Annotated in this window: 14 protein-coding genes and 1 tRNA gene; all 15 read right to left on the reverse strand. The window is 54.7% G+C overall.

The features are described from left to right. Positions 1 to 46 precede the first annotated feature (46 nt). A tRNA-Lys gene (locus BN1117_RS03475) sits at positions 47 to 122 on the reverse strand. Between the two features lie 174 nt (positions 123 to 296). Beyond that, a complete protein-coding gene (gene ybgF / locus BN1117_RS03480) occupies positions 297 to 1,097 on the reverse strand; it encodes a tol-pal system protein YbgF (protein WP_040094868.1) in 801 nt (266 codons plus the stop codon). Positions 1,098 to 1,255: 158 nt separating this feature from the next. After that, on the reverse strand, positions 1,256 to 1,780 hold the full coding sequence (gene pal / locus BN1117_RS03485) for a peptidoglycan-associated lipoprotein Pal (protein ID WP_040094869.1): 525 nt from the start codon (positions 1,778 to 1,780) through the stop codon (positions 1,256 to 1,258). Positions 1,781 to 1,829: 49 nt separating this feature from the next. Then, positions 1,830 to 3,155, reverse strand: coding sequence for a Tol-Pal system beta propeller repeat protein TolB (gene tolB / locus BN1117_RS03490; protein WP_040094870.1), 1,326 nt, complete (start codon positions 3,153 to 3,155; stop codon positions 1,830 to 1,832). Between the two features lie 95 nt (positions 3,156 to 3,250). Further along, on the reverse strand, positions 3,251 to 4,366 hold the full coding sequence (tolA, locus tag BN1117_RS03495) for a cell envelope integrity protein TolA (protein WP_040094871.1): 1,116 nt from the start codon (positions 4,364 to 4,366) through the stop codon (positions 3,251 to 3,253). A gap of 5 nt (positions 4,367 to 4,371) precedes the next feature. Beyond that, on the reverse strand, positions 4,372 to 4,818 hold the full coding sequence (gene tolR / locus BN1117_RS03500; RefSeq protein WP_040094872.1) for a protein TolR: 447 nt from the start codon (positions 4,816 to 4,818) through the stop codon (positions 4,372 to 4,374). Further along, positions 4,818 to 5,507 (reverse strand): protein TolQ, encoded by a 690-nt coding sequence (gene tolQ, locus BN1117_RS03505; protein ID WP_040094873.1) that lies wholly within the window; start codon positions 5,505 to 5,507, stop codon positions 4,818 to 4,820. Before tolQ ends, tolR begins: the two co-directional genes overlap by 1 nt. Beyond that, a complete protein-coding gene (ybgC, locus tag BN1117_RS03510) occupies positions 5,508 to 5,903 on the reverse strand; it encodes a tol-pal system-associated acyl-CoA thioesterase (RefSeq protein ID WP_040094874.1) in 396 nt (131 codons plus the stop codon). Between the two features lie 105 nt (positions 5,904 to 6,008). Then, positions 6,009 to 6,317 carry a cyd operon YbgE family protein gene (locus BN1117_RS03515; RefSeq protein WP_040094875.1) on the reverse strand — a complete coding sequence of 103 codons (309 nt, stop codon included), beginning with the start codon at positions 6,315 to 6,317 and terminating at the stop codon, positions 6,009 to 6,011. Continuing rightward, positions 6,307 to 6,420, reverse strand: a complete 114-nt coding sequence (gene cydX / locus BN1117_RS18865; RefSeq protein WP_040094876.1) for a cytochrome bd-I oxidase subunit CydX — start codon at positions 6,418 to 6,420, stop codon at positions 6,307 to 6,309. The genes BN1117_RS03515 and cydX overlap by 11 nt, the downstream gene beginning before the upstream one ends. Positions 6,421 to 6,434: 14 nt before the next feature. After that, entirely contained in the window at positions 6,435 to 7,571 is a 1,137-nt protein-coding gene (gene cydB / locus BN1117_RS03525; protein WP_040094877.1) for a cytochrome d ubiquinol oxidase subunit II, read from the reverse strand. Positions 7,572 to 7,582: 11 nt separating this feature from the next. Next, a complete protein-coding gene (locus BN1117_RS03530) occupies positions 7,583 to 9,139 on the reverse strand; it encodes a cytochrome ubiquinol oxidase subunit I (protein WP_040094878.1) in 1,557 nt (518 codons plus the stop codon). Positions 9,140 to 10,083: 944 nt separating this feature from the next. Next, the gene (ruvB, locus tag BN1117_RS03535) at positions 10,084 to 11,094 is read right to left on the reverse strand and encodes a Holliday junction branch migration DNA helicase RuvB (RefSeq protein ID WP_040094879.1); all 1,011 of its coding nucleotides are present in this window, start codon (positions 11,092 to 11,094) and stop codon (positions 10,084 to 10,086) included. Positions 11,095 to 11,102: 8 nt separating this feature from the next. After that, positions 11,103 to 11,717, reverse strand: coding sequence for a Holliday junction branch migration protein RuvA (ruvA, locus tag BN1117_RS03540; protein WP_040094880.1), 615 nt, complete (start codon positions 11,715 to 11,717; stop codon positions 11,103 to 11,105). A gap of 172 nt (positions 11,718 to 11,889) precedes the next feature. Further along, positions 11,890 to 12,498 (reverse strand): L-lysine exporter, encoded by a 609-nt coding sequence (lysE, locus tag BN1117_RS03545; protein WP_040094897.1) that lies wholly within the window; start codon positions 12,496 to 12,498, stop codon positions 11,890 to 11,892. Positions 12,499 to 12,636 lie beyond the last annotated feature (138 nt).

Genomic DNA, 12,636 nt, shown 5'->3' on the forward strand with positions numbered 1-12,636 from the left:
CTGAGCTAAACGACCTGGGAATTCTGTCTCCACCGAGTGGAGAAAATGGTGGGTCGTGCTGGATTCGAACCAGCGACCAATTGATTAAAAGTCAACTGCTCTACCGACTGAGCTAACGACCCTCACCACGACCAGTTCCGACTGCATTACTGCTTCGGCTCTGACGGCGGCCTATATTACGGATTTAAATTTCCGGTGCAACAGAAAATTCGTAATTTAAATCCGTTTGCTCACTGTGCATACAAATGTGGGCTGTTTTTACAGTAGCGTTACGAAAACAGTGACATACAGCAATGTTACAGCTTGGACAGACTCTGTTTGGCCAACTGGGCTGGCGAGGTGTTGGGATAGCCCTTGATCACCTGCTCATAGAAGGATTTGGCTTCCGCCTTCTTGCCATCCAGCTGCGCCAGCATACCCAGCTTCAGCAGCGCATCCGCTCGCTTGGGAGATTTGCTGTATTTGTTGACCACGGTCGAAAACTGGGCCGAGGCACCGGCTCTGTCACCCTTGTTAAACAGCAACTGGCCGAGCCAGTAGTGAGCATTGGGAACATAGCCCGAATTGGGGTACTGCTTGATGAAGCCCTGGAAAGCCGGAATAGCTTTGTCGTAGTTCTTCTCTTTGAGCACCATGTTGACCGCTGCGTCGTAGGCCTGATTCTCATCCTGATTGGTTGAGTAATTGGCGGCAGCAGCCGGTGTAGCGGCAGCAGCAGGGGCCGCGGCGGCCGGCGCAGCCTGCTGGCTGCTGGCAACCTTGTCTAGCTCCTGATAGAGCTGACGCTGGCGCTCTTGCGCCTGTTCCATCTGGTAAGTCTGCTGCTCCAGCTGACCACGCAGCTCGGAGACCTCCCCTTGCAAGGAGTCAACCTGTTGCTGCAAGTCAGCTTGCAACCGCAATCGGGCGTTGAGGGTGCGCTCCAGCAGGGCAACCCGATCTTCCAGGCTACCGGTAGGCACGATGGCACCATTATTGCCGCTAAGGACAACACCACCCAAGGCACCACCCAGATCACTGACCGGAGCGGCCGCCTGCGCATTGAGAGCAACCAATACGGCCAGCGCAACAACAGCTTGCTTGTACACAGATTTCATTCGGATCAAACCTTAGCGTTTAGTGCAAATAAAACGGCCAGCGCCATCGTCGCTCGCTTATACAGATTTCATTCGGATCAAACCTTGGCGTTTAGTGCAAATAAAACGGCCATCGAAATGGCCGCTTGCATATAAACGAACTTCGTTCGGTTCAAACCTTAGTAAACCAGAACCGCGCGGCGGTTTTTGGCAAAGGCAGCCTCGGTGTGAGACAGATCCAGCGGCTTCTCTTCGCCATAGCTGACGATGGAGAGCTGCTCGGCCTGCACACCCAGAGTTTGCAGATACTTGGCCACAGCCTTGGCACGACGCTCGCCCAGGGCGATGTTGTACTCCGGGGTACCGCGTTCGTCGGCATGGCCTTCGATCAGCACGCGCACGGACGGACGCTCACGCAGGTAGCTCGCATGGGCATCCAGCAGATCAGCGTACTGACCCTGGATATCGTAACCGTCAAACGGGAAGTAGATGACGTTGTCACGCTGCAGTGCTTCGAACTTCTGACGCATCTGCTCTTCCGGGGACAACATGCCGTTGGCGCCACCGGTTTGAACGCCGCCCATACCGCCGTTCATGCCTGACTCGGCACCAGCGGCGTCAGAATCAGAAGAGGAGCTACAAGCGGCCAGGGTGAACAGTGGCAGTGCGATGGCCAAACCCTTGAGCAGTTTATTGAGTTGCATGCTATTTCCTTAAACCTTTATAACAAAACAAAAAACAATCGAATTTTTATCAATTCAAGAAGGGCGACCAAGCTGGTGCACGAATTTCACCGCTACTGGTCGGAAGCACAGCCTTGAAGCGACCATCGGTCGACACCAACGCAAGACTCTTACGACCCTGATAGATGGTGGCATAAATGATCATGCTGCCATTGGGAGCCACACTTGGCGACTCGTCCAGCGCACTCTGGGTAAGGACCAACAGGGCATTGTTTTCCATGTCCTGACGGGCAATACGATACTGTCCCTGAACACGAGTCACCATCACCATGATTTTGCCATCAGGAGTGATGGATGCCCCCTGGTTGGATTCACCTTCCCAAGTCATCCGGCGAGTCATACCAGTCGCCAAATTTACGCTATAAATCTGGGGTTTGCCACCACGTTCAGAGGTGAACAACAAATTTTGCCCATCCGGCATCCAGGAGGGTTCAGTGTCGATCACCCGGCTGGTTGTGACGCGGGTCAGCTGCTTACTGGCGACATCAATTACATAGAGGTTTGGTGACCCATCTTTGGAGAGAACGATAGCCAGACGACGACCATCCGGAGACCACTCAGGCGCACCGTTAATCCCGCGGAAGCTGGTGATCAGGCTGCGCTGCTGGGTGTAGATATCCTGCACATAGATCTCGGATTTCTGGTTCTCGAAGCTGACATAGGCAAGCTTGCTGCCATCAGGGGACCAGGAGGGAGACATCAGTGGTTCGCGCGAACGCAGTAGGGTCTTCTCGTTGTAACCGTCGTAGTCAGAAATGCGCAGCTGATACGGGAACTGGGTACCCTGCTGGACGGAGACGTATGCCAGACGGGTCAGGAAGGCGCCCCGCTCGCCAGTCAGACGCTCATAGACGATGTCGGAGATACGGTGGGCAAACTGACGCATCTGGGCACCCGGGATGGTCGCCATCCGGCTATCCAGGATGTAACCATTGCTCTCGCCACCTTGTGCCTTGGCCAGCTGGCCTTTCAGCACATCGACCAGCTCGAAGTTGACCTTGTAGGTGCCGTCACCGACTGCCGAAATGGAACCCACCACCACGGCTTCAACCCCTTGGGAGGCCCAGGGAGCGAAGTTGATCTCGCTGCTGCTGCTCGGGGTCTGCGGCATCTGGCCACGGGCCAGCGGCTTGAACTTGCCGCTGCGCATCAGGTCGTTGGAGACCACTTCCGCGATATCCTGCGGCAACTGCCCGTTACCTTCCCACTTGAAGGGGGCGACGGCGATGGGGCGTGCGCTATCAATACCGCCGGTGATGACGATGTCCAGGGCCGCCTGGGCACTCTGGCCCAGCAACAAACAGCCAACCAAAGCAAAAAATACTTTTCTGATCATGGCTTAAATACTCGGTTCCAATAAGTATGAGAGGTTAAATCCCGTGCTCGTCGAGATGTTGCCCACCAGAGGCAGGCAACCTCGTTTTATCACGCTTAGATACTCGGTTCTAACTTCAGGTTAAATTCCTTCAACATTTCGAATGCGGCAGGATCCTTGGGCACTGGCAGCTGATTTGCTTTCAGCACGGCGGCCTTACCGGAGCGACAGACCGCCGGGTCACCCCGCCCGCTATCTACCGATATGACAAAGCCACTGCTCGCCAGACGTACGCCGATAGTACAGGTTTTGCCCCGCATGGTGGGATCCAGAATCATATATCGCTCAACAGTGGCCTTGATGAGATCCACATACTTGCCGACCTCACCTTTAGCCGCCGCCGATGCGGCCTGACTGCGGGCATTAGCCTCAGCCGCCAGCCCCTGCTGCATCATGGCTTCCATCTCTTGCTGCAATCGGCTCTCTTCCGCCTTGCGTTTACGTTCAGCCTCGGCTTTGGCTTTCTGCTCGGCTTCCGCCTTGGCTTTCTTCTCTGCGTCGGCTTTTGCCTTTTTGGCCGCCTCTTCCTTGGCCTTCTTCTCAGCCTCGGCTTTGGCTTTCTGCTCTGCTTCCGCCTTGGCTTTCTTTTCAGCCTCTTCTTTGGCCTTCCGCTCCGCCTCGGCCTTTTTGGCAGCTTCAGCCTTGGCTTGTCTGGCCTCTTCCGCTTTTTTCTCTTCTTCCTTTTTCTTCTTCAGCGCCAGGGCTTTTGCCTCTTCCACCTTGCGTTCTGCTTCAGCCTGCTTGGCCTTCTGCTCTTCCAGCTTGCGCGCCTCTTCTGCCTTCCTGGCTTTCTCTTCCGCCTGCTTCTGCTCGGCTACCTTCTTCTGCTTTTCGGCTTCAGCCTTGCGGGTGGCCTCTTCGGCCTCCTTGCGCTTGGTTTCGGCGATACGCAGCCGCTCCTGCTCCTGAGCCAGCTCACGCCGGGCCTTCTCAGCCTCTTCCTTTTCTCTCTTTGGTTGAGCTGGATTGGGCTGAGCTTTCTGCTGCTGGATCTGCTGCGCTTGCTGGGCTAAAAACTCACTGTCCAGCATGACCGCATTGACGATCTGCCCCTTCGACTCGGGCCGCTTCGGTTTGCTGAAGTCGACCCCGACCAGCAAAATGATGCCGATGATCAGGTGCAGCAGAAACGACGCGATGAGATAACCGGAAATACCACGCTTCACATCCATCTCCGTTAGTTCACCGGATCTGTCATCAGGCCAACCTGAGGCACGCCCGCGTTCTTGAGGGCCACCATCAACAGGATCACCTCTTCGTAGCGCACGGCCTTGTCACCCGCGACCACCACAGGCGCATTCTGGTTGATGGCCAGATAACCCATGGCTTTTTCGGTAATGTATTGCTGCATCGCCTCTGGCGTGCCACTTGGCACCGGTTCGTCATCGGCTTCGCCAGCCTTGATAACATACTCACCTTCGGTATTGACACTGACGATGAAGGGGGGCTTGGTGTCTTCCGGCAACTGCTCGGACTCCGCCTGTGGCAGGTCAACCTTGACCCCCTGCGTGATCACCGGCGTCACCGCCATAAAGATGATAAGCAGTACCAGCATGACGTCGATATAGGGAACCACGTTGATCTCGGCCACCTTCTTGCGCCGGATCCGCTGATAGGTTTGCATTACTGTTCACCCTGCTGCTGTGCAATTTGACGGTTCAGAATGGTGGTGAACTCATCCATAAAGTTGGCGTAGGCGTTTTCCAACTTTTCAACCTTGTTGGTAAAGCGGTTATAGAAGATAACCGCAGGGATAGCCGCAAACAGACCCATGGCGGTGGCGATCAGCGCTTCTGCAATACCCGGCGCCACCATCTGCAGGGTGGCCTGCTGCACCTGTCCCAGGGCGATAAAGGCGTTCATGATCCCCCAGACTGTACCGAACAGACCGATATAGGGGCTGATGGAACCTATGGTCGCCAGCACCGGCAGGTTGGATTCCAGATCATCCACCGCACGGGAGAGGGAAACACGCATGGCGCGGTAGGTCCCATCCATCACCGCATCCTGACCACGGGCACCAGCCTTGAGCAAGCGGGCATACTCCTTGAAACCGGAGTAGAAGATATCTTCCATCCCCTCAATGTCATCACGACGGGAAGAGGACTCCTGATAGAGACGGTTGAGATCAACCCCGGACCAGAATCTGTCTTCAAATTGTTCCGATGCAAGATTGGCTGCCTTGATGGCCTTGGCGCGCTGGATGATCAGTGCCCAGGAGACAACAGACATCCCCATCAGAGTCATCATAACCAGCTTTACCAACAGGCTGGCTTCCCAAAACAGGCCAATAAACGAAATTTCAGCGTGCACTTACAGCACTCCCTTGATTTTTTCAGGTATAGCAACAGGTTTCATTTGTGGGTGACTGACACAGGCTATCTGTACCATGGCCCGGGTGATCAGTCGCCCATCAGCCGCCAGGATCTGCTGCGAAAAGCGCAGGGATGCGCGTTTCACTTCAATCACTTGCGTTAATACATTCAATAGCTCATTAAAACGGGCCGCCGAGCGGAAATCGATCTCGGTTCGGCTCACCACGAAGGCATATCCCTCCTGTAGCCAGACGTCCTGTTCGACCCCTTTGGCACGAAGAAATTCGGTGCGAGCACGCTCCATGAACTTGAGATAATTGGCGTTGTAGACGATGCCCCCGGCGTCGGTGTCTTCGTAGTAGACACGCACCGGAAACTCAAAGAGTTCCCCCATAACAATCTGTGATCCATTCGACAGTCAGATGGGGGGCTATCATAGCGCAGGGCTGAATAGGAAAGAAGCAGGGGGAGACAGGGAAATCCTGCCTCCCCCCGTTTTTTATGAAAGGAAATATGAATGTGTCAGCCAGAGGCCATACAACAAACTGGGCCAGGCGAGCCAGGGGTTGAACAGCACACGTCCAGGCAGGCTTTTCAGATGAAAGCCAAGCCCGTTAAGTACGCCACAACAGACAGCCCACATCAGCCAGGGAGCCAACCAGTGACCATGCTCGCTGGTGTTGGCCGCAATCAGATTGGGGGCCTGTAAAATAGCGACGGCCAACAAGGCCGCCGCGAGTAACATCAACCCCTGCCATGGCTGGCGCTCCAGTGGCGCGGTCAGCATGGCGAGTCGATCACTTTTCATCGATCTGACGATCCATGTTCTCGGTGTGTTCCAGCCACAGCGCATTAATGATGCCAAAGGCACAGGCCAGCAACAGCCCCAGGATCCAGGTGAAATACCACATTGTCAGCGCACCTCTTAATAGAGCGATTGTTGGTTATCTTCGATATGCTTGTTGGTTACCCGGCCAAACATCTTGAGGTAAGTCCAGATGGTATAGCCAAGCACAATCGGTACGAAGATAGCTGCAGCCACCGTCATCACCTTCAGGGTGTTGAAAGAGGCGGTCGCATCCCACATGGTCAGACTCAGTGACGGCTCAAGGCTTGAGGGCATCACGAACGGGAACATGGAGAAACCGGCAGTAAGGATAACCCCGGCGATGGCCAGCGAAGAGCTGGTAAATGCCAACCAGCCGATGTTCATACGGGCAAACAGCGCTGTCAGCAGGCTCATGGCCAGACCCAGAACAGGGGCTGCCACCATCCACGGATAGAGGCTGTAGTTGTTCATCCAGGCGCCAGCCTGCAGGACAACTTCCTTGTTCATCGGATTGGATACTGCGTCATTCGCGGCAGCCTTGACGATGACATACCCTTCCATACCGCTTACCCACCAACCCGCAGCAGCAAACAGCACCAGGGTCACCAGCGAGCAGATCATGGCGGCAGTGCGGGAGCGGGCCAGCACTTCACCGTCGGTCTTCATCATCAACCAGGTTGCGCCCTGGGTGAGCAGCATGAACAGACTCACCAGACCAGCCAGAATACCGAACGGGTTAAGCAGACCAAAGAAGTTGCCATGATAGGTCAACATCATGAACTGGTTAAACTCGAACGGAACACCTTGCAGCAGGTTGCCAAAGGCCACACCAAACACGATGGGCGGCACGGCACTGCCAACGAACAAGGCCCAATCCCAGTTGCTGCGCCATTTGGCATCAGCCCGCAGGGAGCGGTACTTGAAACCGACCGGGCGCAGGAACAGCGCCATCAGCGTCAACATCATGGCGATGTAGAAGCCGGAGAAGGTCGCGGCATAGACCATAGGCCAGGCAGCGAACAGAGCACCACCGGCAGTGATCAACCACACCTGGTTGCCCTCCCAGTGAGGCCCCATGGTGTTGAGCATCACGCGGCGCTCGACATCTTTCTTGCCGACGAACGGGAGCAGTGCGCCTACCCCCATGTCGAAGCCGTCAGTGATGGCAAAACCGATCAGCAGCACGCCGACCAGAGCCCACCAGATGACACGCAGAGTTTCGTAATCAAACATGGTCGCTCTCCTTATGCCTTGGACTGTTCAAAGTGATACTTGCCAGTCTTTAGGCTGCTTGGACCAAGACGGGCATACTTGAACATCAGGTACATCTCGATAACCAGCAGCACGGTATAGAACAGGAAAATACCGATCAAAGAGAACCAGATCTCGGCTGCAGGCAAGTTGGATGCAGAGAGGGAAGTCGGCAACACCTCGGCGATGGTCCAGGGTTGGCGACCGTACTCTGCCACAAACCAGCCCGCTTCAATGGCAATCCACGGCAGCGGGATCCCCCACAGCAGGGCCTTGAGCAGCCACTTGCGCTCACCAATGCGATGGCGGGCGCTGTCGTAGAAGGCGAAACCAATAAGAACCAGCATCAGCATGCCAACAGCAACCATGATGCGGAAGGCGAAGAACAGCGGCAGCACCTGCGGGATGGAGTCATCCACCGCAGCCTTGATCTGCTCATCAGTGGCATCGGTCACGTTACTGGTGTAACGCTTGAGCAGCAGACCGTAGCCCAGATCCTGCTTCACTTCATCGAAGCGGGCGAGGGTATCTTCAGACTTGTCACCGGATTGCAGTTTGGTCAGCAGGTCGTAAGCGGTCATACCGTTGCGCACACGCAGTTCGTGCTCGCTTTTCAGATCCTTCAGACCGGTTACCTGACCATCCAGAGAACGGGTTGCAATAATACCCAGCGCATAGGGGATCTTGATGGCGTAGTCGGTGCGCATCTCTTCCTGATTCGGAATACCAAACAGGGTAAATGAGGCAGGCGCCGGTTCGGTCTCCCACTCAGCTTCGATGGCAGCCAGTTTCACCTTCTGCACTTCACCGGTCTCGTAACCGGATTCATCACCGAGGATCAGTACGGACACGATAGAAGCCATGCCGAACGCGGCGGCGATAGCGAAAGAGCGACGGGCAAAGGCCACATCACGATTTTTCAGCAGATAGTAGGAGGAGATGCCCAGCACAAACATGGCGCCACAGGTATAGCCTGCCGCCACTGTGTGGACGAACTTGACCTGAGCGACCGGGTTGAGCACCACCTCGGCGAAGCTCATCATCTCCATTCGCATGGATTCGAAGTTGAACTCGGCACCGACCGGGTTTTGCATCCAGCCGTTAGCGACCAGGATCCAGAGCGCGGAGAGGTTGGTCCCCAGCGCCATCAACCAGGTGGCAGCCAGATGCTGATGTTTGGATAGACGATCCCAACCAAAGAAGAACATACCGACGAAGGTGGACTCCAGGAAGAAGGCCATCAACCCTTCGATAGCCAAGGGAGCTCCGAAGATATCGCCGACATAGTGAGAGTAATACGCCCAGTTCGTCCCGAACTGAAACTCCATGGCAATTCCTGTGGTGACCCCCAAGGCAAAGTTGATACCAAACAACTTACCCCAGAACTTGGTCATGTCCCGGTAGATGGTGTTGTTGGTCATCACATAGACGGACTCCATGATCGCCAGGATAAAAGCTAATCCCAGCGTCAGGGGTACAAACAAAAAGTGATAAAGAGCAGTCGCAGCAAATTGGAACCGCGATAGGTCTACCACATGCTCAGCAATCATGATGTTTCCTCACCGATTATTGGCACGGCTATTTTAAGTTTTAAGGACAAAGCTTCCGTTGGCAGTTATCGAACGGACCCCATTGAAGAACGCCACAACAAAATACTTTCAGTAACCACCAAAATTAACAATCAAGCACCCAAAGAAAACAAATAAAGCTAATGTTTAACATTTATAAAACAACCAGCTTGGATTTATTCTCTTTCATGATAACCGGCGTTTTATATCACCTTTATTTGATTGAAATCAATGTAAAAGGGACCGCCATACATGGATTCAAAAGCCATTTTTAATCTCTTTTACGATTAATGAAGCGAACCAGATCACAAAACATGAAAAATCGTAAAATATTGATTTAAATCAATTTATAAAAATAACATCCCGCCGCCCCGTTTAATTGGAAAGACGTGAATGATGCGTCTTTTTCCATGTCATCCGAGCCAGACAACCTGATTCTAAAACTCAATTTTAAACTGCAAATAATGCATACTCATGCGAATCGATTTCATCAAAATTGGCATTAGATAAACTAATCCTAATGATGCAATATTTCTTGTTTGCCGGGGTCGATTCGAGCTCCTACAATGCGCCTCGCAGTGAGGGCATCCCCTTGGATACAGGCCGGTTAATCTGGGTTCACGGTACGTATTCGATGATCAATCTGAACCTGTATATTGGAATCGAAGATGAAAAAGTTTGTTGCTAAAACCATCCGTTACTACAAGCTTTCCTTTGTTCAGCTCTATCAACTGAACCGACTCTGAGAGCTCGCGACGGCTCACCTGTTTATTTTCCGGTCTGTGTCCAGACGCTCTCACTGTCTGTGAACATCCATCCTGAATTGTCTTTGCCCACCGCATCAGCCGTGGGCTTTTTTTTGCTTACACCATCGCAGATAGCAAAAAACCGCCTTTGACGGCGGTTCTGTACTTAAAAGGCGATTTTCACTTATCTTCTGGTCGCTGAAGACCGAAATGAGCGTAAGCTCGTGTGGTCGCAATCCGTCCTCTGGGTGTACGTTGCAGATACCCCTGCTGGATCAGATAGGGCTCCAGCACATCTTCGATAGTATCTTTCTCTTCCCCTATCGCAGCGGCCAGATTATCGAGACCCACAGGCCCCCCCATAAACTTGTCTATCACAGCCAACAATAACTTGCGGTCCATGAAGTCAAACCCTTCGTTATCGACATCCAGCATGTCCATGGCGCGGGCCGCGATAGGACCATCGATCCGGCCATCGGATTTCACCTGGGCAAAGTCGCGCACCCGTCTTAACAAACGGTTAGCAATCCGCGGCGTACCGCGAGAGCGACGGGCGACCTCAATGGCACCATCTTCCGTCATGTCGAGCCCCAGACAGCGGGCGCTGCGGGAGACGATATCGGTCAGATCCTTGACGTTGTAGAACTCCAGCCGCTGGACAATGCCAAAACGATCCCGCAGCGGGCTGGTGAGTGAACCTGCCCGGGTGGTGGCGCCGATCAGGGTGAAAGGGGGCAGATCCAGCTTGATGGAGCGGGCCGCTGGCCCCTCTCCAATCATGATGTCGAGCTGGTAATCTTCCATCGCCGGATAGAGCACCTCCTCTACCACCGGGCTGAGGCGGTGGATCTCGTCGATGAACAACACATCGTTCGGTTCGAGGTTGGTGAGCAGCGCTGCCAAGTCTCCCGCCTTTTCCAGTACCGGGCCAGAGGTAGTCTTGATATTGACCCCCATCTCGTTGGCGACAATATTGGCGAGAGTGGTCTTGCCCAGTCCAGGCGGGCCGAAGATCAGCAGGTGATCGAGCGCTTCGCCACGCTGGCGCGCCGCTTCGATAAAGATCTCCATCTGCTCGCAGACGGTATCCTGACCGGTGTAGTCAGCCAGCTTCTTGGGGCGGATGGCCCGGTCGATAATCTCATCCTCACGGGCGGCGCTGGCCGAGATGAGACGGTCTGCTTCAATCATCAACTACCTCACACCAGGCTACGCAGGGATTCACGGATGATCTCTTCCACTGACATTCCATCGACGGCGATCTTGCTGACAATCTGGCTCGCCTGCTGCGGTTTGTAACCGAGCGCCACCAGCGCACTGGCGGCTTCTTCGGTCACGTCCGGCGCCCGCAATTCGGGCTCACTGGCGGGCAGTGTAACCATCGCAGGGGAGAAGAGATCATGACTGACCCACCCCTTGAGGCGATCCTTCATCTCCACCACCAGCCGCTCGGCGGTTTTCTTGCCGACCCCTGGCAGCTTGACCAGGGAGCTTATCTCTTCGCGTTCGACACTCAGCACAAATTGGGTAGCGGTCATGCCGGAGAGAATGGCCAGCGCCAGCTTGGGGCCGACCCCGTTGGTCTTGATCAGCTCGCGAAACAGGGCTCGTTCCTGCTTGTGGTTAAAGCCATAGAGCAACTGGGCATCTTCCCGCACCACGAAGTGAGTATGGATGGTCGCTTCCTTGCCGATCTCCGGCAAATCATAAAAGCAGCTCATCGGCATCTGTACCTCATAGCCAACCCCACCCACTTCAAGCAGGACCTCGGGGGGCTGCTTTTCAATAACAATGCCTCGCAAGCGACCAATCACGGCTCTCTCCTCACCCATACAGCTATTCGTAAATTGGCCCATAGCATAAAGAATAACTGGATAAGTATCCAGCATAGGGCGTTCACGCCGATAGCGGGAAAGAGGCGTGCTGGTCGGCTTATCTATCGGATGCCATGGGTCACCTGCCGCGGTGAACCAAGTATGCAGATTGCTAGCCTACTAAAACCAGCTGGCACGCTAGCACCAACATGATAATACCGACCAGCAGATCGATCCCTCGCTGCACCCGACTACGGGCTAACCAGGGCGCCAGCGCCGCGGCCCCCAGCGCCAGCGAGTAGAACCACACCAGCGAGGCCAGCATGGCCCCCGCCGCAAAGGCCGGACGCAAGGACTCGCTCACCTGACTGCCAAGAGAGCCGAGCAGCATCAGGGTATCGAGATAGACGTGAGGGTTGAGCAGGGTGACCCCCAACGTCATCGCCAACACGCTTTTGACCCCCATCTGCTGAGCAGAATCGGCAAGCCCCTCCCCCTTACCGCGCCAGGCACTGAGCAGGGAACGGCCACCAAACCAGCCGAGAAACAGCACACCACCCCAGGTGAGCAGCGCCATACCGAGGGGGCTGGCGGCCAGCACATTGGCGCCGCCAAATACACCAATGGCAATCAGGGTGAGATCGCAGAAACTGCAGAGCGTGGCCGTCAGCAGATGGTGATTGCGATGGATGCCCCGACTCAGCACAAAGGCATTCTGGGCGCCGATGGGGATGATCATGGCCAGACCGATGGTAAAGCCTTGTAGTGTCGTTGCGAGCATCATGGTGCGTACCGTTCGAAGTGATGAATGAGCGGCACTATAGCGATGGCGGTTACTTCTTAGAAATTCATTGATTTACTGATTGATTCATTTTGCTAATAAGCCGCAGCAACCAAAGCCCCATCCGAAACTAATAGT

This window comes from Aeromonas australiensis, assembly GCF_000819725.1.
Lineage (GTDB): Bacteria > Pseudomonadota > Gammaproteobacteria > Enterobacterales > Aeromonadaceae > Aeromonas > Aeromonas australiensis.